The following is a 26,066-nucleotide window of genomic DNA, read 5'->3' as shown; positions in this document are numbered from 1 at the left end:
AACAATAAGATTAGATACTCTGAAAAAAACTTTAAAATATGTCTAAATTTTCCAAAATAGGATGAATGATTATATCACCTTGTTCCGCAATAAGGTAGAATTTATCGACTTTGCTAACATCTACATTTATCATTTTTACACTGAAATTTTCAGGATTGTAAATATTACTTTCAGCACTTTTGTGATAATTATAATAATGTAGGTTATTTTGATCATCAAAATAACCAAATTCATCAGCGAGGGTTCCCACTTTGCCACCTTTACCACTTTTGACTAGCTCAAATAGATCAATTGCATGGTTTTGAGATCCAGGCTCAATAGGCCCTTCTGCAGCAAAAACTTAGGTGCATGACCAACGTATTCCTTAAATTTGAGATTATGAGTCTTTTTTACACTACCAAAATCCACAAACTTATATTCATCTGAAACGCCAGAATATTGTGGATCATACTTTTTATATTCAAAAAACTCATTACCTAAAAAATTACAAAACGTTAATTTATAATCATCATGATCGGATTTTACGACTTTAAGGTAATGGAAATCTCTAGGAATCTTTACTTCCTCTTCCGTGATATGATTGCGTACAACAAGCCCACCATTTAGCATATGATAGCCAATTTTTGGCAAAGTAGCTATATTGATTGCCTTGTTTAGCTTAAAATTTGCTTCATAAATGCCACTTAATAACTCCTTTCCTTTTTCTAAGGTGACGTCTTGGTCTAAAGCTATATTCTTGATTGAACTTAATTCTTTCTGCATGTTCAGTATAGCTTTCGTCAAAACTTCTATTGATTGCCATACAGTTAATTTGTTATCAGTCAAATTATATACTTCGAGTATTAAATTAACAGAATTTTATCATGAATTTATGTTAAAAGTATTATACTTCGTAAACTTATGTCATGATATTAACTACATTAGCTAAAACATGCTTTTTATCTAAGTGGAGTTGCTTAGCAACAACAAAAAGTTCATCTATTTTTTCCCACTGACTTAGCAGAATTTCAACATCATTTACCTCTCTCTTTATGCTTTCTAAAATGAAGGCCTGAATTATATATGATGCTAGTTCTAGTTCGATTTCGCTATTAATTACTTTATTAATCATATTTGGATTCTTTAAATCATGAAGAAATTTATAAAAGCATTTATATGCTTCATAAGCATCACTACTTATTGCATTTATTATCATTCCTGGCGTTCCAGGAAATAAAGTAATCATTTCGTCAAACGTTTGATCATCAAATTTACATTGAGATGAAGCAACTTGCTTTGTTTCGTCATAAGTTAATGGAAGTAAATTTAGCTGAAAGCATCTACACTGGATAGTAGTTTGTATATCATATGGCTTATGGCTAATTATAAATATCTTAGAATTTTTTGGCGGCTCTTCTAATATTTTCAATATTGCGTTTTTAGCGTTATTAGTCATTGCCTCTAAGCTATCTATTATAGCTATTTTGTGTTCTGATTGAATGGGACTTAAGTGTAGAAAGTTTTTCATTTCTCTGACTTTTTCTATTCCGATAGTATCACCTTCAACAATGTGTAAGTCCAATGCTACTTCATTATAGCTTTTTATGAGTAACCAATTGGAGAAGGATTTTGCAAGTGTTGCTTTTCCTATACCTTTTTTACCACAGATCAGCCAAGACTGAACAGATAAGTTGTTCATTAATTTTTTTTTGGCCTGGTTGTGACCTATTACTTTTTTCATTCTTTCTCCTATAGATCTTAGTTTGAAAATGCATTGGTTACTGTTTGTAATAAAATTGCACCTTCCCTTAAAACCTTAATCTTATCTTCGGTTAAGTCAATAATAGTAGATTCTATACCAGAAACTAATTCATCATCTTCAATCACTGCAGATAAATGTTGCTTAATGGATTGTGGTATATCGTCTGCCTTACATACACTTTTTTCTCCTGAAATATTTATACTAGTTGCAACTATTGGAACTTTCAGTTTGTTTAGTATTGAAATTGCAATAGGATGCTCAGGGATTCTGATGCCTATACTATCTTTAAAGAATTCGTTTGGCAATATATTATTGTTTTTAAGTGGTAAAATATAGGTAATCGGTCCAGGAGAAAAGTGATTTACTAAACCAATATACTTTTTCTCTAGCTTTGCTATTCTCATCAAGCTGCAAATATCACTAACAAATATAGACAGTGGTTTATTTTGAGAGCGTTTCTTTATCTGATATATTTTTCCTATAGATTCATTATTTAATGCATTACAAGCAAGAGCATACACTGTTTCTGTTGGAAAACACACTAACAAGTTGTTCTGTATTGCATTTATTATTTTAGATACCATATAGCTAAAAACTTATTCATAACAACTAGATCAGTTTTGTTGCATTGTATCTTATATAGTAACTGCTAGTTTTTGTGAACGTAATGCAACGCAGCTTACCATTTGTTATGCAGACTTGCTACAACCCAAACTCTTCATTGACTTTATCAACTATTGCCTGTGGTGGATCCTCTCCCCATCCTGAATACAAAATCTCTCCATAGTCTGCAACATCTATAGAGCCAGTTCTGCTTTTTGCTAGAAACATTTCTCTTTTCTCTTTATCAACTAATACATAATGCCACGCTGATCTTCCACGATCTTTACCACGGACTAAATATATAAGATCTGACCTACTTCTTTTTGTTGCATCAGCAAAAGATCTTTCATTGACAGTTCTGCTTTTACTTTTTATGCCGCCACTTTCAGAAAAAGCTTCCTTGGATTCGGTTTTTTTGTTTGCTAATTCAGAAATTCCCCCTTTTTCCCCTAATGCCCGTTCTTTGGTGTTTTGAGACGAATACTTACTGGAAAAACCTTCCCCTGTACCGCCAGGAGTTCTGTTTGTGAAACGCTTAATAAATGAATTATTGTCGTTGTTTTCTGCCATAAAAATCTCCAAACTTTAGATTGTAGTACCCAAATTTTTACTACACTCTATCATATGTTAATTAAATTAATATAAATGAAAAATAATATAGTAATTATTACAGGAATTACAGCTTCAGGTAAATCAGAATTGTGTGATAACCTGATAAAAAAATATAATAATATCAGCATAATAAATTGTGATTCAAAGCAGGTATATGAAGAAATTCCCATAATTACTGCTCAACCACTAAAGCAAGAAGAGTTTTATAAATTATATGGTTATGTTTCAGCAAAAGAAAATTATTCCGTGGGTCTATGGTTAGAGGATTTAGAAAAAGAAGTTAATCACGCATTAGAAAATGCTCAAATACCTATCATCACTGGAGGAAGCGGGCTTTACATCAGCAGTTTAATCAAAGGCTTATCATCAATGCCACAAATAAGTCAGAAAGTAAGGAAAAATGTAAGCGAATTAAGGAAAAATTTAAGTAAAGAGGAGTTTTACAAATTAGTGCTAAGCAAAGATCCAAGGATTCAAGGTAAAGTATTCATGAATGACTCGCACCGCCTTTCAAGGGCACTTGAAGTTATCACTGAAACTGGTAAGACAATCTTTGTATGGCAAGAAAATAGACAGCCTCCTTTATTCGATAATTTTAAGATATATACAATTTTGCCTAAACGTGAGGATGTATACCAAAAAATAAATTCTCGTTTTATCAAAATGATCGAAAATGGAGCAATTGATGAAGTAAAAAAGCTACTTAGTATGAACTTAGCTCCACATTTGCCAGCTATGAAAGCACATGGAGTGCCAGAAATTGTAAAGTATTTGAAAGGTGAGATTACTTTAGACGAAGCGATACAGATTGCTCAAACAAACACAAGACACTACGCAAAACGCCAGTACACTTGGTTTAAAAACCAGTTCCCAAGTTCTGAAGTGATTGATTTTGTGGAAGAATTTTCACTTTTCTTTTGAATAGGTGCAGTTTTTTTACTACTATTTGTCCAATATAGTCTCAATGCTATTAATTGGTGGCTTGATTTCTTTTAGGTACTATTTACTTTCAATGGTTTACTAAAGCTGCTTATCATTGTAATTGTACCGTCTTCTTCTGTTACTTTTATGTCATTAGTATGGCCAAAAACTTTCTCAATCAATTGAAGGAAAATCTCTTTAATGACATCAGATAAACTTTTACTTTGTTGCATTTCATTGACAACTGGAAAGTTTTTTAGTTCTTCAGGAATAGTAAGGGATAATTTACCATCTTCATATGTTACACTTTTATCACCTTGAGACTTAAGTGTGAATTCTAGCGAGCTATCCAATTTACATAATTCTTCTTCCAGTTCTGCAAAAGTGCGAACTGCAATTTTTTCTTCAATTCTGATTGCCGCATGACTTGGATCACTACAATTAATATGTATTACATGATTAGACCGAAACAATAACCCATATGTTTCAGCTAAATGAAGAATAGGTGCTCCTTTACCATACAATGCACCCACATAAGCAGCCTGGTTACAATTAGTGATTAGTTCTTCTAGAATAGAATCACTTGGAACTTCTGCTTCAGCATATTCAAATAGCTCTGTAAAAACTTGTTTTACAAATTGTCGGTACTTATTTTTGTCATTTGAAATGAGGTTGGTATGTTTATTATATAATTCATCAACAAGCTCTTTTGTTATAACTTTGTTCTGAATAACAAGTTTCATTCTTGGAAGATCTACGTACATAGTTGCACCAGAATTCGCTTCAGCATTATCTTTGCCAGCCCTTAACCTGCTAAAACCAAACTTTTCTGCTTGAGCTTTTAGTGTAACTATTGGATTTTCCTTTTCTTCTGGTATAAAGCTATTCATTGTTAATACCCTGTATATGAATTACTAATAGCATAATAGTACATAAAAATGATTAATAAGTCAATAAAAATATTTTATATAAACGCAAGTTCTATGACAGCAAATAGTTTGACTATAAGGTGACAGGATCTTAAGAAGACTCTATTATTGATAAACAGTTTTACACATGTATGAATCTCAATGAGCAATCAGATGTGCTGACTTTTCTAAATAGCAATCTGCCTAACGCAATATTGCCTAAACTTTGTGGCGGGGACAAAGTGATGGACCTGCTATTTTATAGGCCACTTAGTTACGTAGATAGAAGTAAGTCACTGCCCGATGCTCAAGCTGGAGAATTTATAACTTTTATTGCAAAAGTTTATGAACATCAGCCGCCCACTTTTAGAGGTAGACCATATAAAATAGTCGTTGAAAGTGAGAGTCAGTATATGTTCATAGTCTTTTTTAATTACTCAGTTAAGTATTTATATAAACTATTTCCAATTGGAGCTTCTGTAATCATCAGTGGCAAACTCGAAAAATTTGCTGAGCATTGGCAGATTACTCATCCAGATTACGTGTCGCTTGACATCAACCAATTTAAAGAAATAGCTTGCATAGAGCCAGTTTACCAATTATGTCGTGGTATTACTAATAAGAACATTAAAAACATGATAAGCTCTAACCTGAAAGAATTGCCTGATTTGCCAGAGTGGATAGATGATACATTAATCAAGCAAAAAAAATGGCTAAGTTGGAGGGAAAGCATCATAAAGTTGCACAGACCAAGCTCATTGGCGGAAGCCGAGGTTTGTAGAAAAAGGCTTGCTTATGATGAATTGTTTGCGTATCAGCTAGCACTGAAACTTGCAAGAGAAAATCATGTAAAAGAAAGGGAAAGAGAATTTATAGTATTGAATAAATATAAAGAGCAAGTTTTAAATGAATTATCGTTTCAATTAACAAACGATCAAATTCGTGCAATAGATGAAATTTCAGAGAGGCAAAAATCCAAGTATCGCATGATGAGCTTGCTGCAAGGTGATGTTGGTAGTGGCAAAACCGTAGTTGCACTTTTTGCGATGCTAAATGTGGTAGAAAACAACATGCAGGCAGCTCTAATGGCACCGACTACTATCTTGGCGGAGCAACATTATAATTGGATTGAGGAAGTTTTATCCTGTACCGATATAAAAGTTGCGCTGCTTACTGGTAAAACTTCGCGCAAGGAAAGAAAGATTATCATGAACGAACTTGCAAGTGGTGTTTTAAATATAGTGATTGGCACCCACGCGTTATTTCAAGCTAACGTTACATTTAAAAATTTAGGGCTTGCAGTCATAGACGAGCAACAGCGATTTGGAGTGATGCAGAGAAATCGCTTGGTAGGAAAAGGAGAAAATGCCGATATACTTTTCGTTACTGCAACTCCCATTCCAAGAACCTTGCAGCAAGCTATGTATGGTGACGTTGAATGTTCAATTTTGAGAGAAAAACCAAAATCCAGATTGCCAATAAAAACTGTAACTATGAACATTAGTAGGGTGCCAGATGTTATTGAAAAGCTAAAAGGTGCTATAAACAGGGGCGAAAAAGCATATTGGATTTGTCCATATATAGAAGAAAACGAAGAGACCAATATTGCTGCAGCAGAGATGCGCTTTCAGGAATTACAAAAAACATTTCTTGATAAAGTTGGTATAATACATGGAAAATTGACTCAGGAGCAGAAAGATCAAGTTATGTTTTCCTTCAAAAGAAATGAATTTTCTTTGCTTGTTGCAACCACTGTGATAGAAGTTGGTATAGATGTGCCAGATGCAACCATTATGATTATAGAAAATGCAGAGCAATTTGGGTTATCGCAATTACATCAGTTAAGAGGCAGAGTAGGGCGAGGAAACAAGCCATCTTTTTGTGTATTATTATACGATAATTTAAGTAAAAGCTCATCTTCAAAGTTAAAGATCATGTGTGAGTCACAGGACGGATTTTACATTGCTGAAAGGGATATGATGCTAAGAGGCAGTGGAGATATTTTAGGCACAAAACAATCAGGATGTATGGAATTTAAATTTGCTGATTTATATCAGGACAAAGAGCTGCTCAACCTCGCGTACAATAACGCAAAAGGTGCAATGGCTGATTTTGAATTACTGCTTGATATATTTGAATATAGAAGTAGATTACATTTTTCAAAATTTCAGTAGGAAAACTTCTTATCCAGGTAGCTCGCAGAAACGAATTAAATGCAAAAATTCCTTGACAAACTCCGCCAGCCCCCTTATCATGACAGTGAAGCTATTGTATTTGCTTTCGCCAATCTGCAGATTAAAAGGTAAGGATTACTTAACGTATCGGCGTCTTATGTTCAATTTTTTGCAGTATATAGATACTGTATGTCTTTACAAAACTTCATCTACATCTAGGTTTTTATCTAAATAAGCTGAACGCGCTTACAAAGCGTTACAAGACATCAAAAAATGCCAATACTCGACAAAGATAGTAAAAGACTAGCTAACTCGGGGATTCTTTGTCTTTTTTTCTGCTTGGTAAATTTCTTAAACATTTGCAGCGTAGGTTATAGCTAACCGAAGTAAGATTTCCCTGAGAGCTGAAAGACAAAATCAATAGCCGAATTAATATTGGGCCAAAAGCTTGGCAGCACTTTTCTTATGGCATGCTTAATGGCAAACCAGAACTTCTCAATCGGATTTAAATCCGGTGAGTATGGCGGCGAGAACAAAATTTTACACCCAACATTTTCTATCAAATTTTTCGTTCTTGCAGATTTATGAAAGCTTGCATTATCGAGAACAATAGTCTGTCCAGGTTTTAATATAGGAACAAGTATATTTTCTACATAAGCATCAAAAATCTCGCTGTTGCAGTAGCCCTCAATTACCCAGGAAGCTTTAACTTTTCCCTCATTTAGTGCTCCTATTATGCTTACCCTCTTTCTTTTAAACCCTGGTTTATCGGCAAATAACCTCTTGCCTTTTTGAGACCACCCATATTCATAAAATCTGTTGTCTTCTACTCCAGAGTCATCTATGAATATCAAGTTTTCTTTTTCTATTCCTTCTATTTTTTTTATGAACTCCTTGCGTTTCTCTTCATTCCTTTCCTGATAAAGAAAAGTTTTTTTTATATGTATAGTTTACTTTTTTAAGATAATTGTAGACTGTGTCTTTGCACATGTTGCCAAATTTTTCAATTATTTTTTCAACCGTAATATCTCGGTTTTCATCCAGAAATTTGACAAAGCCATCTAAGTATTTAATTTTATGACTATGTCCCTTTTGGTAGCCTGAAGACGGTTTTATACTTCCTGTTTCTTCTCTTCTTTTCCTCCACCAGTATATAGTTTTTCTATCAATTTTGAACATCTTGCTTACTTCTTCCATAGTCATTTTTTTCTCGTCAACCACTTTTAAAACTCGTTCCCTCAGGTCCTCACTATATGGCTTTGCCATCATTCTACCTTAATTAAAGCAGTATTATACCTTTTTACACTCCTTTGAGGAAACCTTATTTCGGTTAGCTATAGATCCCAGTGTCTGGGCACTGGGATGACAAAAAAAGGAGCACTGGAATGACACCTTCCTGCCCAGTTCATGTTGCTATAAATATTAAGGAATTTACCAAATAAAAAAAAGGCAAAAGAAACCCTAGGGTAGCTAGTTATTCACTATCCATTTTTTAAGTTGGCGTTTTTTTATGTTTTAAACGCTTTATAAGCGCGTTTCAGCTTATGTGGGTAAAAAACCAGAAATTTTATAAAGACATAAGGTGCACATAGTGCAAAAAATTAAACATGAGACGCCAGATACGTAAGTTTTTTTGTCATTTAATCTGTACAGAGAAGATAAATAAATAGCTTCACTGCCATGATAAGGGGGCTGGCGGAGTTTGTCAAGTGATTTTTGTCTCTCCATGCTACTTGGGTGACACCAACAGTTGTATTTTATATTATCTTTTTGCTCTACTAGCACTCAAGTTTCCTATTTAAAATTTTTAATATTAAATTCAATTCATTTGGATTATTATACCGTATCATAACTTTACCCTTAGAATTACTGTCATTAATTTTGATCTTTAAACCAAGTTGAGAAGATATAGCACCTTCTAGTGCTGCCATATCTTGATTTTTGGTGTATCTCTGCTCTTTTTGGTTGTTACTTTGATGTAAGTCTTTTATCAATTTTTCAGTTTGTCTAACGCTTAAGCCTTGGGAAATTATTTTTTCTGCAATACTTTCCGCATTTTCAACATTAATCAACGCTCTTGCATGGCCCATAGATAGCTTTTTTTCGTTGATCATTGTTTTTACTCCATCAGGAAGTGACAACATCCGAATCATATTGGTTATGTGACTGCGGCTTTTGCCTATAGTTGAAGCTAATTCTTCATGTGTATAGGAAAACTCATCTATCAGTTTCTTATACGCTTCACCTTCTTCTATTGGATTAATATCTTGCCTTTGTATGTTTTCAATAATGGATACTTCCAAGCATTCCTTGTCGCTCAGATCTTTTATGATAACGGGTGCACTATCAAGATTTGCAATCTTGCTTGCTCGCCAACGACGTTCCCCAGCTATTATTTCGTAACCATCATCATTTGAATCTTTGCGTACCACGATAGGCTGTATAATGCCACTTTTCTTTATCGAATTTGCAAGTTCTCTTAATGACTCCTCGTCAAAATGTTTCCTCGGTTGAAATTTGCTTGGGTGCAGTAATGGAATAGGCAAATACTCTTGTCGATCTTCTTTATTATCATAATTATCGCCTATGAGGCCGGCAAGACCTCTGCCGAGGCGTCTATCATCCTTCATACCACGCCCTCACTCACTAGCTTCTTCTCCTTACAACTGCTCGCGTGCTTTTTTAAAATTTCCCTTGCCAAACTTATATATGCTTGTGCACCAGGACACTTAAGATCATACACAATAGCGGGTTTTCCATGAGAAGGCGCTTCTGATAACCGTACGTTACGTGGAATAACAGTCTCATACAATGGGATGATAGTTTTGTATACTTTATCATTTAAATACTGGCAAATATCGTTTTTAATCTGTTCACTGAGTTTGTTGCGCCTGTCATACATTGTTAACACGATCCCTTCTATTGCCAAAAAAGGGTTTAGGTTATTCCTTTTTATCAGTTCTACAGTTTTAACTAAATGGCTTAATCCTTCCAGAGCAAAAAACTCACACTGAAGAGGAACAATAATAGAATTAGCAGCAGTCAAAGCATTTATGGTTAGAAGCCCAAGTGATGGAGGGCAATCGATGATTATATACTCATAATTATCGCGTATCTTCTCTAATGCGCTTTTTAGCACAAATTTTCCTCGCTCAAGTTGCGATAATTCAATTTCTGCAGCTGACAGATCAACTACTGACGAAATTAGTGATAAATTTGGAATTTCCTTTATATTGAAAATTGCCGATTCTATCAATTTATTTTCTCTGCTCAGTAGTATTTTGTATATATTTTTTTCTTCCCTACTACGATAAGAAATCCCGAGTCCGGTGCTAGCATTTCCTTGAGGATCAAGATCTACCAATAAAGTGCTTTTTCCCACAGCAGCAAAGGCTGTCGATAAATTTATACTAGTTGTGGTTTTGCCAACTCCACCCTTTTGATTTACTATTGCAATAATCTTGCTCACGCCTTTTATCTTATGTATAAAATAACTCTATTGTATATATGCAAGAAACTTTTGCATTAGAAAATTTTTTTGTTGCTAATCACACTAAAATTGGACTGTCTTTTTTGCTTTGTGTAACACACTTTGAACCTTGTTTCCTAATTCATTCAGAGTGAATGGTTTTGGCAAAAAGTGAAAATCTTCTATATTGATGTCATCACTCTTTAAAAAAGCATCTTCTGCATACCCAGAAATAAAAATAACGTTGATATTTGGCCTATGGATCAATGCTTCTTTAACTATTTCTGGACCACTCACCTCTGGCATGATTACATCAGTGATTATTAGATCTATGTGTTGATTTTTTTTACTGATTATTTCTAGCACCTCGCTGCCTATGCTCGCTTCTATTACATCAAATCCTTTTCTTTTGAGTGCTTTAGAGATGAATTCCCTTACTGAATTTTCATCTTCAATCAATAAAATTACACCATTACCTTTAATTTCACTTACTACCGGTCTTTCTATTTCTTCACTATCTTCCTCTCTCAGATTTTCATCTGATATGTAAACCATGGGCAAAAATATGCTAAATTTAGTTCCATGATTTACTTTGCTAGCAACATAGATGTATCCTTCAGTTTGTTTAATAATGCCATATACAGTAGAGAGGCCAAGACCTGTACCAGAGGTAATATCTTTGGTAGAAAAAAATGGGTCAAATGCCTTTTCAATTGTATCACTTGTCATTCCACATCCAGTATCAATTACTTCAATCACAACATAATTTCCATGTTCGATCGTTTCCTTGTCTGGAGAAAACATGTCCTGAGATGTAGAATTTAATGAGTCAATCTTTTGATTAAAGGTTCGTATAGTTAATTCCCCGCCCTTTTCCATAGCAGCACTAGCATTGACTGCTAAGTTAAGTATAACTTGCTCTAATTGCCCTTGATCAGCCCTAACAGCACCCAAGTCTCTACCATAATAAATATTAAACTTTATATTTTCACCTATTAATCTTTTTATCATTTCATAAAGATTAGCTATAGTACTATTTACATCAATAATTTTTGGCTGCAAGGTCTGTCTTCTTGAAAAAGCAAGCAATTGTCTTACTAAATTTGATCCACGCTTTGCATTTTGCTGTATCTGTATTATATCTCCAAAAGATGGATCACCAGCTGAATGTTGGAGTAAAAGCAAATCGCAAAATCCTATTATCCCAGTCAATATATTGTTGAAATCATGCGCAATACCACCTGCTAACTGCCCTATAGCTTGCATCTTTTGATAATGCTCAAGCTTTATCTCTAGGTTTTTGTGTTCAGTATTGTCAATAAAATAACAAAGTATGAAGATCATTTTATTATGAAGAAACTTATTGAAATATATTTTTATGTTATTATCGCCGTTGAGCTGTACATCAAAGGACGCATTATTTATTCTATTACTCGAAAAATATTCACGTATTTTCACATGATAACTATCTAATATCAATGTAAAGATTGAATTATTATCTGACCCTGCAAGCTTTATTAGTGCCGTATTTTTCTTTACAAAGTTGCCGTTTATGTCACATTGTGCAATAGCAATTGATGAATTTGCAAAACAAGGGTGTAATTGATAATTAACAATATTTGATTCGGTTGGTGTTATAAAGCCATATATATAGCTATGGTTGTATTTATCACAAAATATAGCAGTGCTCATATAAGCCTTGAATGGAATACCACTTATAGTAAAAAACAAAATTTCATTATCGGTTGTTGTATTGTTATATTTAGATTGAGATATAAAATCACTGATTGAGCTACCTTTTTCCAGTTTTTTCAGTTCAAATATATCTAAAAATCTTTTATTTACAGATAAAATCACCCCTTTGGCATTTGCAATGTAAGTTCCTATACTGTGTTTTTCTATTAACTCTTCATATATCTGCTCCTTGTTTATCTGTGTTGCTTTTAACACAAAATACCCATCTGGCCTTGCTATTGGCACTAATGATAAATTTAAAATCTTATTACTATTTATAGCAATTTGGGGATTATCTGGTATCGGCTCAAAGAGCAAAAGAAAGTTAGATACTCTATTCTTCTTGTTTAAGGAAATGCATACTTGTACAGAAGAGTTATTTTTTAGTGCATGATAGAGTACTTTTTTGTCTTCTTCTGAAACATTTCCTATTTCAAAAATCTTGCCTAACGTAATGTCATCATCTATATGATCTTTAAACCTTTCGTAGAACCTTGCATCAGCATAAATAATACCCTCATCTCTATGTAAAATAAGGCAAAATTCTGTATTATGATTTAGTGCATTTGCAAATATTGCATTTTGAAATTCTATAGTATTAAGTAGGTGTCTGTAGCGTTTTACATTATATATCATAAAGAGAGTTGTTAGAATGCTAACTAATAAATTAATCTCTATATTAATATGCTGACTATATATATCAAAAAAGTAGAGTATCGATATTGCTACTGGAGGTAAGAGCATAATAACTGCCATCACAACAATTGACATTCCATAATTTCTTAGTATGAAGTCAACCCTGTTCTCTTTTTTGTTATCTATGTATCTTTTACTCATTATTGTTACTTGGCATCGTTGTACATACGAAAATGTTTTATTATATTGATTTAATTATTATAGATTTATTAACGTCTTTGATAGATAATTATCATCCAAATCTAATTAAGTTCCTTAAATATCAGATATAACAATGTTAATAAGCTAGCGAGAGGATATTATGGAAAAACAAAGAACACAAGCATTTAAGTGGTTCTGTGCACTAAGGGATAAGATCATAGAATCTTTCTTATTAATTGAAAAACAATCATCCGCAGAGCCAAAGATCGAAAAAAGAAAGTGGGATCGACCAGGTGGTGGAGGTGGTGAATCTACAATTATTTTTGGCAATGTTTTTGAAAAAGTTGGAGTAAACGTTTCAAAAGTACACGGAAAATTTGCAGATTCAGCCATTAATGAAATTCCTGGTGCAAGTGAAAGTAACGGAGAGTTTTGGGCAAGCGGTATATCTTTAGTGTCTCATATGCAATCGCCCCTTATCCCTGCAGCACATATGAACACAAGGCTGATATATACTTCAAAACAATGGTTTGGTGGAGGGATGGATTTTACGCCAATATATAAAAATGAAGAAGATTGCAAGTATATTCATGAATCAATCAAAATGACATGTGATAGATTTGACACCGGATATTATCCGAAATTTAAAGAGCAATGTGACAACTATTTTTTCTTACCACATAGAAAAGAGCCGCGTGGCATTGGTGGTATTTTCTATGATAATCTGAGTTCTGGCAATTGGAGAAATGATTTTGAGTTCACAAAAGCAGTAGGTGAAGCCTTTTTGGAAATTTATTTGCACATCATACGTAAACATATACAAAAATCTTGGACAAAAGAACAACGAGAAAATCAATTAATAAAACGTGGCAGATATGTAGAATTCAATCTGTTATACGATCGTGGCACAAGGTTTGGTTTAATGACTGACGGCAATCCAGATGCAATTATGATGTCAATGCCACCACTTGTTAAGTGGTTATAGAGAGCTGCTATTAGCAGAAAATAAATCATCATAGTTTAAAGTTGTACCATGATAGTGAGCTTTTATATAGGGGATATAATCATGGGTATAATAGATAATTTTTTAATTAAATCTGTCAAAAACAATGACATAAAAGGTGTTAAACTGACTCTAAGTCTCTACGATGCACTAAATAGTTTTAGAAAATTCTTTTCAAAGACTATGTCTTTCAAGAATACAGGATCATTTGATATAAATAATAATCAAGCTTTAAATCAGGCTTTAGAGCCTGTCTTCAAACTCAAGAATGAGCTAATTTGTGAAGCATAATAGTGATCATATTAAAGAAGATGTTGTTTTTTGAAGTGAGAGGAGAATGCTCATAATCCTTACTCATACGTCTAAAATTGGAGAGCCAAGCAAAGGTTCTCTCAACAATCCAACGTTTGGGAATAACCTGAAATCCTGTATCAACTATTTTCTTGGTAATCGTCAATAAACATCCAGTTTCCAATAAGCAGAGGTTTTGCAATTTACCTGTGTATCCTTGATCAGCAAAAAACTTATGTAATGTTGGAGCTTTGCATTTGGCTTGAACAAAAAGATTTAGTGCACCATCAAGATCCTGAATGCTTGCACTTTGTACTTCAGCAGCAATTACAAGACCTACAGTATCTACAACGATGTGGCGCTTTCTACCCTTTACTTTCTTGCCAGCATCATATCCTCTGGATCCCCTTTTTGAGTAGTTTTTACTGATTGGCTATCTATTATTCCCACTGATGGAGTTTCATTCTTACCAATTATCTCTCTTACTTTTTTAACTAGAAAATCATGAATCTCTTGCCATATTCCACTTTTTTTCAATCGCTAATTACAACTATACACTGTTTTCCATGGTGGAAAATCTTTAGGCAGTTGTCTCCATTGACATCCTGTTCTCATCATATAGCGGATTGCGTTAATAATTGTTCTAATACTATGTTTTCTTGGTCTACCGGTCTTTTTAGGTTCAAAATATAGCTCTATTATCTTCCATTCTTTGTCACTTATATCGCTTGGGTACATTTAAAATATATCTTATAACACACTTCTTAACTCCTTTCTACTTAGTTTGAAGACAGGCTCTAAGATACTCTACATATTACATGGAGAATGTACATTTTCTTTTCTTCTACACCCCCTCCTCTTAACTTAAGCTTATGGGTCACACCTTTGAACTTGCTAAAAGCTGAACGGGTACAAATTTAAGACTCTAAACACTATTTTGAGAAACTACACATTCAGGATCTTTTAAGACTTGATCAACTTCAATATTACTAAGTGCTGTATTTGCTTTACATGAACAGTAACATCCTGTTGCAAGAAAAATAAATGCAACTATAGCAAGCGTAATACATATTGCTAAGTAAGGCATTGTTAAACTTGCACCAACAGCACATACCCCAGAAAGTATAAAAAACGCAGATACGTAACTTATCTTATCTTTTATTTTTCTAGCACTCACGGTTAGGTCTTTTTCTTTTTTGCCTTCGATATCTTTATTTTTACTTTTTAGTTGTTTTTCTAGATTCTTGATTTGATTCTCTAACTGTTCATTTGTGCTCTCAGACTTCTGTACTTGTGTTTTCAGATCATTATTTTTACTTTCAACTACTACTAATTGTTTGGTCTTAATATTTTGAAGTTCTTCTAGCTTGTGTTTTGTGACATTATGCCCGTGTTCTAGTTGTGAAACTCTTTGGTTTACATTATTCAGCTCCTTCTCCGTAAGCTGAGCCTTTATGCTCATAGGTTCATTAGTTTTTTTATTCAAGCTTTGCTGGAGATTATTCGACTTCGGCTTTAACCTATGACTATTTTTTTCTACATTTGAGGTTGTATAAGTACTTACAGAAAATCTTCTCTTTATAAGAGAGTGATTTATATTTGGGTTTCTCAAACTTGAAACTTTGTTTGGTTTTTCTGACCGTGAGGAAGGATTGGAATTTTCTTTATATAACCTAGGGATCACCGCTCTACTAGTTACTTGAGTGGGCTGTTTAGCTACTGGCTTAATTATATTTGGGCTCTCGTTTTCATTATTTTTGCATAAGACTTTAATAAACTGACCAGAATTAGGCATTTTTACCTCCTTGTAACTATCGCTTATTGGTTCCTGTTGAGAACGCCCTGTTCCTACTATAGTGTCACTTTCTGCTTTTTCTGTAAACACACTTTTTTCATCTGAAACTGATTGATTTGTTATAGTCAATGAAACATCTTCAACATTTATGATAGGTGATCCTTTATTGGAGTTATTGTTCATTCCTTTTATTAGGTCGGACTGAATCTTACACAAAATGTCCTCAAGGCTTTTAACTTTTTTATAATCTTCTTGAGAAATATAACCGTTATAATAGCACTGACTAGCAGAATACATAGTTTTGATAACAGGCATACCAGGATAAGCGTTCCATGCCCTACCTTGTTCCTTAGTGAAGTTACCTACCATTTCTAATATTTTTTCTACTACTTTCAAACCTTTTTGAGGCGATACAGAAATAACATTATCCTGAATAACATCTACACAATTACTCAAAGCATCAACATTTTTAGCATTTATTGCTCCTTTTACCGATTCTACTACACTCTTTAGGTCGAGAGTTGGATTTTCAGGAATAATAACAAGTGATGATTCTTCATCATTATTTAAATCTTCTTGATCTGCAATGAACGACTGAGGACCTTCACCAATATTTGCAATGAGGGACTCAACAACTGCATTATCAGCATCTTTGAAATGTTTATTAATATCGTCAAGTAGGCTGTTGTCGTTTGCTTTGTAGTTGCTTAATTGTTCAGGAATAGTAAGTATTACTTTGCCATTTTCATAGTCTACTCGATCACTTTGAAATTTAAGTGTGAATTTCAGTGAGCTATTTGACCTACATATTTCTTTCTCTGGATTATTCAACTCTGCTACACATGTAATCTTACGGTACTCAATGTTTACAGAATCTGCATTACTATCACAAATATGTATTGTTTTTTCAGAAACTATTGGTATCAAATTATAATTGGCAAATATCGAATGCATCTGTTCATACATTGCAAACTCATATCCTGCTTGATTACAATGAGTAATTAATTCTTCCAGTATATGACCGTTTGGCACTTCTGCTCCGGCATGTTCAAACATTTTTATAAAAACATGTTTTGCAACCTGACGTTTATCATTTTGATTGAGTTCATCGTATAATTGTGTAACAAAACGACTATCTATAGGTTTATCGTTAATCATAAAACTCATTCTAGGTAGGTCTTTATAAGCTTGTTTACCAGAATTTGCATCTTTATTACTTTCGTTTGCTTTTACCTTACTGAGTAGACGTTGCGTAAGTTTAAACTCTAATTTGGTTATTGTGTTAGGACTGTAGTGAACTTCATTCTGATCTTTCTCAGGAAAAGAGTGAATATCTACTTGCTGATTTGCAACACCAATAATTTTACCTCTTGTCATGTTTATCCTTAATATAGATAAGCTTAGTCCAGTTTAGCACTAAATAGTAATTTAATCAAGTAAATTATTTAATTTTTCTCAAGAATGTAAAACATAACTATAGGTGTCTCGATATACACCTTGATTTGAATTTATACAGATACTTCTAAACTTACAATGTTATACCAATTTTCAATGATAATGAGACAAATAAAAAAGAGCGCTTTCTATCTATAAACGAAGGTTTAAGCTAATTTATCGAACGTTCTACTTGTCTTCCCAATAATGAATTTCAGTATTACATAATGATGTCATCAATGTCTGTATATAGTGATTAAAACAGCAAGCCTCCAAGCTGGAAGCCTGCTATTGGTTACTTTACATCAATTTTCTTAACATGTTTTTCCGACTTAGGTACACTTATATGTAATACTCCGTCTGAGAAATTAGCAGATATTTTATCTTGGTCTACATTAGCTGGAAGTTGAAAAGACCTATAGAAAGAACCATGATACCTCTCACGATGGTAATATTGCTTATCTTCTGACTCTTTTTCGCATTTCTTTTCACCTTTCACTATGAGATTATCGCCAGATGTACTAATATCTACATTTTCTTTAGGGATACCTGGCAATTCTAAAGATAGGCGATAGTTTTGCTCTGTTTCATACAAGTCACAAGCTGGCAATACACTGCCATCTCTTCTGAGAAGTCCAGGGTTAGTTCCCATAAAGAAGCTATTGAACATGTCGTCAACAGCTTTTTGCAGACCTCTTAAGCTAAAATTATCGCGATTATTGTTTTTATTTGAATGAACTAGATTACTCATGTTATACCTCCTTATCATTACTCATGCATTATGTAATCATTCTATTCACTAGTTTCAATACTGTGTGATGTAGTTAAAATAAACGTGGACAATATTTTCTAAAACTAAATTGATGTCACGCTTTTTAGTAATACTTGGTTTTCTGATTACAGGGATAGGTCTTGTTTATCCTCTAATACAAAAACTTGGCATAGCAGGCGATATCTATATTGAAAAAGGTGTTTTATTTTCCGATCACTACTTCAATTTTGATAAGCTTTATAATAAGCCTCGTTATACTACTAATGAATAAGTTTCGTTAGTGGAATTGAATTTCTGCCAAAGTAACCTTCGCCTTAATATTTCAAGATAGGCAACAATAGAGAAGTTTAAGTTATGCAGGTGTGGTTTAGAAGTTTTTAGTGAGTATCAAATTTTACTCAAAGTGTTAGAATTTTATGTAAAAAAAGATATTGACTTGTGACTTAATGATAACTAAGGTATGCCTAATTGATAGTTAAGGGGATGATATGCCAGGTTTCTTTGAGAAGTATAAATCGTTTGAGGAACAGGTTAATGCAGCAATAGATGCTGATGATGCCGAACTAGTGCAGGTTCTTTTGGGACCAAAGTATTGTCAACTTTGGCAGTATTGGTTAGTACATGGCATTGTTACATCTAAAGTATTAAACATGGAAAGAATTGTCAATTCTAAGCTGTTCTTGAGTATTATTGGCAAGCAAGTGAAGGTTCTTGAGGGGCAGAAAGATTTACTAGAGAAGCAGCAGAAACTACTAGAGAGTAAAGATGAACAAAACACGCAAGGTTTAAACCAAGGAGGTAATCAACAGATAAAAAAGAGTAGACATTTTGTAAGAGATTTGCTGGTTGCTATACGAGATGCAGCAATAGAGTGCAGGAATAGTATAGTAGAGGAATCGAACAAAGAGGTCGACTATCGTTCATTTTATGTACCTGATAATCTATTAAAGAATAGTAACACACAAGGAGATACTATTGATCAATTAGATGACCTGAATTGTGCAATTCAACAAATAAGTACAATATCGTCAGCAGAAAGATTAAGTTTAACCAAGGAAATTGATGGTGTCATTAGTGAGGTTAGTAATCAAATTGAAAGTGAAATTTGGGGGGAAAGTGATATTAGTACTAGGGTTTCATATTACTTAGGTAAGGTAGTGCATGGAGTGGAAAATGCTGTTAGTGGTGAAAATGGTCAGTTGCTTGATCAAGCTTTAGGTACTGTTCCAAATAATGTAAGAGTTAGAGGTACGCTTTTACCCTTGGGAGCTATTGCAAGTGGTATTGTAACTGTACTTAGGTATATTCCTGCTCCATTGCTGAAGTTACAAGAAAGTGTGTATGATAACGTTAATTCCTCAGCTTGTGTAAAAAATAATCTGGAAGAAATAGAAAGATTTATTCATAAGATTGAAAGTATAGCAAAAGAAAAACAAGACTTAAGCGACAGGCTGGTTGCAACACGAAATAAGATAGAGAGTCAAGTAGTAGAAAGAATGAATGATGGTAAATTTATCGACAAGAAGTTTGTAAGGGATATGTATGGAGCATTTCTATATAACTATCTCGATGGTGCGAGTGGAAAGAGATCTAATTTACTGTATCACGATATAGAAATGGAGAATGGTAATATCAAAATAGTAGCTGATAAAATTCTAGGGAAAGTTAATGCGGTAGACTATGAAAAGTTTGAAAATTTCTTAAATAGAGCACTTAAAAAGTCTAATCCTAATTTTGATGTAATTAGTGTGCTAATCGTTAATTCTGCTCCTCTATTTTCATACAAATGTACAGATCCAAATGTGAACAGAAACGTGGAGAGATTAATGAAGAGGTCTTTTCATACAATAATGATTGATGTACATAATTTACTATTCAACTTCGAAAGGCACTTTCCAGATATAGATGTAGATGTAAGTTTGGTATCATTTCTCCCCAACAAGGATGGTAGTTACACTCAAAGTTGTAAGAATAACATTATTTTAGAAGGTAATGAAAGATATAAGGAAATGATAGGTAAAGTAAGCAAGTTTATGGATGAGGTGGAAAAATTGGTGGAAGTAGGAGGATTGAACCGAGTAAGAGGGTTCTTGGGCATTCCATCTTTGTGGTATACTTTCTACGATTTTACTAAGGGTCTTTTTGTAGGACATACTCCAAGTTCAACTGAGGAGGGTAAGATTATAGATGAAAAGATTAGAGAGTTTTTATGTAAGGCTACACACTCTATTGCAGTTGGAAATGAAGGAATGATGAAAGAGTATATTGAAGATGCTAGAGAAAGAATGAAACATGAGAAAAATAGTGATGTTTATGAGCTATATAAAATTGTTACTGATAAGAGATGGAGAGATATATTCCGTGTCTTGAGTCGTACAAAAAGCGAAAAAGAGAAATATATCTGGAAAGATACACCTAATGAGCAAAAGTTAGACAATTTTATAAAAATCACTGATCAAAGGATAAGAGCTTTTAAAAATCTGGAAGAAAGGAGTAAAGCACGTGCAGCAGAAGAGGGGAAAAAACAGGCGGAGCAAATGGTAAAACAGGAAGCTCAAAGGGCAGAACAGCTCAAGCAAGCATTGGAGCAAAAAGATTTAGAGAACAAAGTAATGAAGAGTTGTGTGAAAAAGTTAGCAAGATTTGATGAAGAACTACAAAGTGCAATAGATGAAGAAAGTGAGGACAAAATTGTAAAAGCAGCTATAGGTTGTAGGATAAGGTCTCCAGAAGAGGTAATTGATGCAATAATAGAAGAGATAAAAGTTAATAGGGAGAAAATAATAAAAGAGGGAAGAGTAAGTGATGAGATAATCGAAGCAAGTGTAAGAAGTTTCTCAAATCAGGGTACTTCACTAAGTGATGTCAATATAAGTCAAGGTGTAAATGCAGGAATGGGGAGAAATTGATGAAGTATGCATCTAATTTACCTGAGTGGCAAAAAAATGTTGTTGAGTTCTTATCTAGTCGTAGAAAGTATCGATTATTTGGGTGGGAGTTTGGTCCAACCTTACTTGATGAGTTATATGGGATAAGCTATTATCATACAGGCTATGACTATATAAAAGTTGGAGTTTTTTTCACTCCTATAGTTGCTTTTTCGGCTGGGCTTGTTTCATTTATATCAACACGCAGGGTAAACCTTGCTGTGGCAATAACTTCTAGCATAATAGTGCTAGGGATTATAACAACACTTGCTGTTGATTATCAAATGACAAGGAGAAAGGCCGGGGTGGTGAGCCAAGGGGATTGCGTTGAATTGCTGAAAGCACTAGAGAGAATACCGCAGTATTGGTGGTGGCCGTGGGGTAAACAGATAAAGGATATTACGATCACTGAAGAACAAATAAATAGAGCAGTGAACTACAATGATTACTCGATTGCTTCACGTTTAATCTATTCTTTGTTCACTAATGTTGTGTTGCATCAATTTTATGTTGCAAGGCTAAGTTACCTTTATAATTATTATAAACTTGGAGGGAAAATGGTATTAGGGTCTGGTATATGGAATGAGTGGAAAAAACAAAAAATTTTGCTATCTAAGAAAAAATTAGCACTAACAGAAGTACCTGAAACTGTACAAGAAACATATAGGGAAGAAAATAGATTGGAAGAGACAAGTAGAATTGATAAATTAGTCAAGACAATATACAGAGTTGATAATAAAGAAATGAGTTTAGGTCAGGCACTTGATTTATTGCAAACAAAGTGGATGCTATTGTATCTTGATAAAAGCTTGGGTGGAGTGAGAAATAAAACAAAGAGTGAAGAGGAACATAACAAATATTTTGAAAGTCTTATTAAACAATTGACGAAGTTATCATTAACGTACCATTCAGACAAGGGAAAAGTTAAAGATGAAGAAATGCAAAAAATAATTAACCAGACTAAAAAAGCTCTGAAGAATATACATTCATACATCATGCAGGATGAGACGTTTATTCTTAATAAGGAGTGTTATTTATTGTATAGGATGTATAATCGCATACCGTTAAGTACATTAAGTAATGATGAAAAGAATGTATCTGGAGTAGTAAAAGTATCGTCCATAGATGGAATGTCTGCTTTGTTTGAGTTAAGTCTCTTAGCTTACCAGGAAGAAGGATTTTTGATGGTGGCAAGAAATAGATACTTAAATGACGCAAAAGCATCTGTAGCATCGCTTCGCAAGAAATTATTAAGTATAAAAGGCGCAGAGTATAGCGATATTAAGCTATTAAGCGCTGAAATAGAAGGTACACGAAAAATTTTTGATGGCAATTATAACAAATACGTAGAAGAATATTATAAAGAATGGGTAAATCGCTTACAGTGTCTCAGTACTCGTTGTGAAAAATCCGGGTTGCTTGAGGTAATAAAGGAAGGAGTAGAAAAGTTGCTAAAAGAGAGCGAAGAACAATATGAAATGCTAGTGATAAAATCTTATGGTGTGAATCCAGACGAGAACTTTGTACTACCTATATTAGATTACTTTACTTTAATGGAAGCATACTATGAGTTTGCCACTAAGTTGCTTGAGGATAAAAAGGGTTGTTATAGTTTGCGTGGTTGGCGCTCTAACTCAGATGCTCTTGATAAGATAAGTTCCATATTAAAAGAAAGTAAAGAGAGCAAAGAAGTTTTGGAAGAAAAAAGCAAAGAAGAGGAGAAAGGGTTATCCTATAAAGATAATATAAAGGAGAATAGGTTATCCTACAGAGGATTACTAATCCATACAAGAGCCATGGTAAACGCATATGTTAAGAATGATGATAATGAATTAAGTGAAGAAGTAAAAAGGTCTTATAAGGGTTCTGAGGCAAGTGAAGTGCCAAGTAAGGAAGAGATGGGGAATGTAGTAGTATTTATGTTGAGGAGCTTAGAGGAGTTGTTAGATAAGAGGTTTCAAGTAAAGAAGACAGCCTTTCAAAGGCAAGATGAGGAATTTAAGCAGCTGAAAGCGGAAACAATAAAAAAAGAAGAGGAAGCAAAACAAGCAAAACGAAGGGCAGAACAGGAAGCTCAAAGGGCAGAACAGCTTAAGCAAGCATTGGAGCAAAAAGATTTAGAGAGCAAAGTAATAAAGAGTTGTGTGAAAAAGTTAGCAAGATTTGATGAAGAACTACAAAGTGCAATAGATGAAGAAAGTGAGGACAAAATTGTAAAAGCAGCGATAGGTTGTAGGATAAGGTCTCCAGAAGAGGTAATTGATGCAATAATAGAGGAAATAAAGATTAATAGAGAGCAAATAATAAGAGAAGGGAAAGTAAGTGTTGGAGTAATTGAAGCAGGTATAAGAAGTTTCTCAAATCAGGGTACTTCACTAAGTGATGTAAACGTAAGTCATGGTGTAAATGCAGGAATGGGGAGAAATTGATGAAGTATGCATCTAATTTACCTGAGTGGCAAAAAGATGTTGTTAAGTTTTTATCAAACCATAGAAAGTATCGAATATTTGGGTGGGAGTTTGGTCCTACTTTGTTAGATTATCTGTACAGAGTAAGAGAAAATAAGCAGCCAGATTATGCAAAAAATGGATTGATTATAACTTACAGTATTACTCCCGTTGTTGCAGTAATTTCATTTGCATCGACACGTAGAGCAATGTTTACTGCAGCGGCAACTCTTGGGGTAATATTATTTGGGGTGCTAATTACAGTTGCTATTGATTATCAGAAGACGAAAAGAAAAGATACTGGCGGAGTAGCAAGTCAAGAATGTTGCCTTAGATTACTGGAAGGACTTGATGAAGTACCAAAGTATTGGTGGTGGCCGTGGGGTAAGAAGGTAAAAGATATTGAAGTAACTGAGGAGAAAGTAGAAAGGGCTTTAAGCTATAGTGATAATTCATTTATTGCACGAGTGATGTATTCGCTGTTTACGAATGTAAAACTACACCAACTTTATATTGCAAAGTATGGTTATATTTATAATTATCAAGAATTAATGGAGGGAAAAATGCCTAACATTTCTATTCCAAAACCTGTTAAGGATGGATTTAAAAAAGCTAAAAATAAATCTCAAGAAGCCTACAGTGCGATTAGTGATGGCCTGAGTAAAGCTGCAAGTGGTGTAGGTTCAATTATTTTTTCTACAGTCAAAAATGAAGAAATTGCAGATAAGCTGGAAGCAAGGTCAAGTAACTTAATAAGGAGAATCTTCAGCGTAGGGGATGAAACTACTGTTACGGTTAAAAGAGGACTTGAGTCATTTAAAATGGAGTGGTTGCTGCTATATTTAGACAGGAGTTTAGGAGCTGTAAGAGATGGAACAAAAACTATGGAAGATCATAATAAATACTTTAATGAGCAAGTTAGAGAGATATTGAAGCTATCGAAAGTTTACCATCCAGACAAGCAAGAACAAGAAGTTAATAAAAATAGTGAACAGATTTTAATTAACAATGTGACTCAGGCACTAAGGAATATACACGATTATATTACGAAGGATAAAAGCATGGTTGAAAACCGTGTTGTGTATAGGTTGTTTGAGGATGCACCAATAAAAAATGTAATAGATCGTGATGCTTTAAAAGTAGGGAACAAAGTGGCAAAAAGTGAATTAAGTAGCATAGCTTTTTGGGAAGGTGAAATATTAATGAGGGGAAGAAATGAGTATTTAAGTAGTGTAAGAAGTTGTTTGGAAGTATTGAGCAAACTGCCAAAAGATGGAAATGTAATAAATGATGTGAGAAAGGGATTTGATGAAAGTTATAAAAGATACAGAAATTTATATCAAGAAAAGTGGATAAAGAATCTAGAGGAGCTAAGTAGAAATTGTGTAAGAGAGAAGGAATTAGAGGTAGTGAAAAACGATGTAGATATGTTGTTGAAAGAGAGTAAAGAACAGTATGAAATATTAGCAGGAAATCAAAGATTATTGGAAGGAAAGGCGGATAGAGTGTTTATAGAGCCAATATTAGAGTATTGTAATTTAATGAATATCTATTTTAAGTTTTTCAACGTTACAGGTGGAAAGGGTATAAACGAATGCTCTATGGAGAAGAATGGAATTAGTGAGGAAGGGAAGCAGAATATAGAAAAGCTTTCATATCAAGAGTTGTTAAAGTCTGCATCAGATAGTTGCAATGAGTTAGCAGGCAAGTTAAAGAGAGATAAGAGGGTAGAGTTATCAAATCAGGGAAGAGAGAGCAGAACAAAAGAACTAGGAAAAGTTTTATTTAAGTTGGAGCGTGGAGCAAAGTTGTTGGAAGAGAAATTTAAGGAAAGGAAGACGTTAATGGAAAGAGAAGAAGAAAGAATAGCAGCAGAGAGGAAAGAGAGGGAACAAAAATTAAGAGAGTTGCAGGAAAGGATTGAGCAGGATGTGCAGGCAAGGCAAGAGGCAGAACAAAGGGCAGAACAAGTGGCTCAAAGGGCAGAACAAGAGGCTCAAAGGGCAGAACAAGTGGCTCAAAGAGTAAAACAGCTAGAGCAGGCATTAGAAGAAAAAAGCTTAGAGAGGATAGCAATTAAGGTTTGTGCTAGTAAATTAGCAGGTCTTGATGAAGAACTACAAAGTGCAGTAAATGAGGAAAGTGAAGACAAAATTGTAGAAGCAGCTGTAGGTTGTACAAGTGGATCTCCAGAACAGGTAATTAATGCAATAATAGAGGAAATAAAGATTAATAGAGAGCAAATAATAAAAGAAGGAAAAGTAAGTGTTGGAGTAATTGAGGCAGGTATAAGAAGTTTATTGAATCAGGGTACTTCGCTTAGTGATATAGACGTCAGTCAAGGTATAAGTGTAGGAATGGGTAAAGGTAGTGGAGCAGGTTTTTCCTAAAATATCCG

Annotated in this window: 22 protein-coding genes and 1 pseudogene; 8 read left to right on the top strand and 15 right to left on the bottom strand. The window is 33.9% G+C overall.

What is annotated here, in order from left to right; genetic code table 11:
• Nucleotides 1-31: 31 nt before the first annotated feature.
• The 4 genes and pseudogenes from ACFELZ_RS06530 to ACFELZ_RS06515 form a co-directional block, all read right to left on the bottom strand.
• Nucleotides 32-825 (bottom strand): annotated as a pseudogene (locus ACFELZ_RS06530) (hypothetical protein).
• A gap of 73 nt (nt 826-898) precedes the next feature.
• Complete coding sequence (locus ACFELZ_RS06525) at nt 899-1,720, bottom strand: DNA polymerase III subunit delta' (protein WP_375315970.1); 822 nt, start codon at nt 1,718-1,720, stop codon at nt 899-901.
• A 17-nt stretch (nt 1,721-1,737) separates the two neighbouring features.
• Nucleotides 1,738-2,325 (bottom strand): L-threonylcarbamoyladenylate synthase, encoded by a 588-nt coding sequence (locus tag ACFELZ_RS06520; RefSeq protein WP_253309491.1) that lies wholly within the window; start codon nt 2,323-2,325, stop codon nt 1,738-1,740.
• A 118-nt stretch (nt 2,326-2,443) separates the two neighbouring features.
• Nucleotides 2,444-2,914, bottom strand: coding sequence for a hypothetical protein (locus tag ACFELZ_RS06515; RefSeq protein WP_375315969.1), 471 nt, complete (start codon nt 2,912-2,914; stop codon nt 2,444-2,446).
• A 75-nt stretch (nt 2,915-2,989) separates the two neighbouring features.
• Here ACFELZ_RS06515 and miaA point away from each other — a divergent pair, with 75 nt between their 5' ends.
• Nucleotides 2,990-3,877, top strand: a complete 888-nt coding sequence (gene miaA, locus ACFELZ_RS06510; protein ID WP_341821024.1) for a tRNA (adenosine(37)-N6)-dimethylallyltransferase MiaA — start codon at nt 2,990-2,992, stop codon at nt 3,875-3,877.
• A gap of 71 nt (nt 3,878-3,948) precedes the next feature.
• Here miaA and ACFELZ_RS06505 read toward each other — a convergent pair whose 3' ends face one another.
• The gene (locus tag ACFELZ_RS06505) at nt 3,949-4,767 is read right to left on the bottom strand and encodes a hypothetical protein (RefSeq protein WP_375315968.1); all 819 of its coding nucleotides are present in this window, start codon (nt 4,765-4,767) and stop codon (nt 3,949-3,951) included.
• A gap of 170 nt (nt 4,768-4,937) precedes the next feature.
• On the opposite strand from ACFELZ_RS06505, the gene recG reads away from it, so the two are divergent.
• A complete protein-coding gene (gene recG / locus ACFELZ_RS06500; protein ID WP_375315967.1) occupies nt 4,938-6,959 on the top strand; it encodes an ATP-dependent DNA helicase RecG in 2,022 nt (673 codons plus the stop codon).
• Between the two features lie 377 nt (nt 6,960-7,336).
• Here recG and ACFELZ_RS06495 read toward each other — a convergent pair whose 3' ends face one another.
• The 5 genes from ACFELZ_RS06495 to ACFELZ_RS06475 form a co-directional block, all read right to left on the bottom strand.
• Nucleotides 7,337-7,846 carry an IS630 family transposase gene (locus ACFELZ_RS06495; RefSeq protein WP_375316670.1) on the bottom strand — a complete coding sequence of 170 codons (510 nt, stop codon included), beginning with the start codon at nt 7,844-7,846 and terminating at the stop codon, nt 7,337-7,339.
• A 19-nt stretch (nt 7,847-7,865) separates the two neighbouring features.
• Nucleotides 7,866-8,228: a helix-turn-helix domain-containing protein gene (locus ACFELZ_RS06490; RefSeq protein ID WP_375315839.1), complete on the bottom strand. Its 363-nt coding sequence runs from the start codon at nt 8,226-8,228 to the stop codon at nt 7,866-7,868.
• A gap of 509 nt (nt 8,229-8,737) precedes the next feature.
• A complete protein-coding gene (locus ACFELZ_RS06485; RefSeq protein WP_375315966.1) occupies nt 8,738-9,589 on the bottom strand; it encodes a ParB/RepB/Spo0J family partition protein in 852 nt (283 codons plus the stop codon).
• On the bottom strand, nt 9,586-10,428 hold the full coding sequence (locus ACFELZ_RS06480; RefSeq protein WP_264687980.1) for a ParA family protein: 843 nt from the start codon (nt 10,426-10,428) through the stop codon (nt 9,586-9,588). The genes ACFELZ_RS06485 and ACFELZ_RS06480 overlap by 4 nt, the downstream gene beginning before the upstream one ends.
• 84 nt (nt 10,429-10,512) lie before the next feature.
• Nucleotides 10,513-12,999, bottom strand: a complete 2,487-nt coding sequence (locus tag ACFELZ_RS06475; protein ID WP_375315965.1) for an ATP-binding protein — start codon at nt 12,997-12,999, stop codon at nt 10,513-10,515.
• Nucleotides 13,000-13,159: 160 nt separating this feature from the next.
• On the opposite strand from ACFELZ_RS06475, the gene hemF reads away from it, so the two are divergent.
• Complete coding sequence (gene hemF, locus ACFELZ_RS06470) at nt 13,160-13,984, top strand: oxygen-dependent coproporphyrinogen oxidase (RefSeq protein ID WP_264735810.1); 825 nt, start codon at nt 13,160-13,162, stop codon at nt 13,982-13,984.
• 81 nt (nt 13,985-14,065) lie between these two features.
• Nucleotides 14,066-14,293: a hypothetical protein gene (locus ACFELZ_RS06465; RefSeq protein WP_375315964.1), complete on the top strand. Its 228-nt coding sequence runs from the start codon at nt 14,066-14,068 to the stop codon at nt 14,291-14,293.
• Here ACFELZ_RS06465 and ACFELZ_RS06460 read toward each other — a convergent pair.
• From ACFELZ_RS06460 to ACFELZ_RS06440, 5 genes are all read right to left on the bottom strand, one after another.
• Nucleotides 14,265-14,648 carry a transposase gene (locus tag ACFELZ_RS06460; protein ID WP_375316621.1) on the bottom strand — a complete coding sequence of 128 codons (384 nt, stop codon included), beginning with the start codon at nt 14,646-14,648 and terminating at the stop codon, nt 14,265-14,267. The two genes, ACFELZ_RS06465 and ACFELZ_RS06460, sit on opposite strands and share 29 nt — an antisense overlap.
• A 17-nt stretch (nt 14,649-14,665) precedes the next feature.
• Complete coding sequence (locus tag ACFELZ_RS06455) at nt 14,666-14,830, bottom strand: hypothetical protein (RefSeq protein WP_375315781.1); 165 nt, start codon at nt 14,828-14,830, stop codon at nt 14,666-14,668.
• A 3-nt stretch (nt 14,831-14,833) separates the two neighbouring features.
• Entirely contained in the window at nt 14,834-15,031 is a 198-nt protein-coding gene (locus ACFELZ_RS06450; RefSeq protein ID WP_375315805.1) for a transposase, read from the bottom strand.
• A gap of 187 nt (nt 15,032-15,218) precedes the next feature.
• The gene (locus ACFELZ_RS06445) at nt 15,219-17,465 is read right to left on the bottom strand and encodes a hypothetical protein (RefSeq protein ID WP_375315963.1); all 2,247 of its coding nucleotides are present in this window, start codon (nt 17,463-17,465) and stop codon (nt 15,219-15,221) included.
• Nucleotides 17,466-17,817: 352 nt separating this feature from the next.
• On the bottom strand, nt 17,818-18,273 hold the full coding sequence (locus ACFELZ_RS06440; RefSeq protein WP_375315962.1) for an Hsp20/alpha crystallin family protein: 456 nt from the start codon (nt 18,271-18,273) through the stop codon (nt 17,818-17,820).
• Between the two features lie 218 nt (nt 18,274-18,491).
• Here ACFELZ_RS06440 and ACFELZ_RS06435 point away from each other — a divergent pair, with 218 nt between their 5' ends.
• The 4 genes from ACFELZ_RS06435 to ACFELZ_RS06420 all read left to right on the top strand — a co-directional run bounded on the left by ACFELZ_RS06435 (nt 18,492) and on the right by ACFELZ_RS06420 (nt 26,058).
• Entirely contained in the window at nt 18,492-18,575 is an 84-nt protein-coding gene (locus ACFELZ_RS06435; protein WP_353286141.1) for a hypothetical protein, read from the top strand.
• Nucleotides 18,576-18,782: 207 nt separating this feature from the next.
• Nucleotides 18,783-21,203 carry a hypothetical protein gene (locus ACFELZ_RS06430; protein WP_375315961.1) on the top strand — a complete coding sequence of 807 codons (2,421 nt, stop codon included), beginning with the start codon at nt 18,783-18,785 and terminating at the stop codon, nt 21,201-21,203.
• Nucleotides 21,203-23,650, top strand: coding sequence for a hypothetical protein (locus ACFELZ_RS06425; RefSeq protein ID WP_375315960.1), 2,448 nt, complete (start codon nt 21,203-21,205; stop codon nt 23,648-23,650). The genes ACFELZ_RS06430 and ACFELZ_RS06425 overlap by 1 nt, the downstream gene beginning before the upstream one ends.
• A complete protein-coding gene (locus tag ACFELZ_RS06420; RefSeq protein ID WP_375315959.1) occupies nt 23,650-26,058 on the top strand; it encodes a hypothetical protein in 2,409 nt (802 codons plus the stop codon). Before ACFELZ_RS06425 ends, ACFELZ_RS06420 begins: the two co-directional genes overlap by 1 nt.
• Nucleotides 26,059-26,066: the final 8 nt, after the last annotated feature.

The sequence above is a fragment of the Wolbachia endosymbiont (group A) of Colletes cunicularius genome, from assembly GCF_964264715.1.
Lineage (GTDB): Bacteria > Pseudomonadota > Alphaproteobacteria > Rickettsiales > Anaplasmataceae > Wolbachia.
Note: the sequence above shows the minus strand (reverse complement) of the source record. Positions and strands in the feature narration are given on the sequence as shown.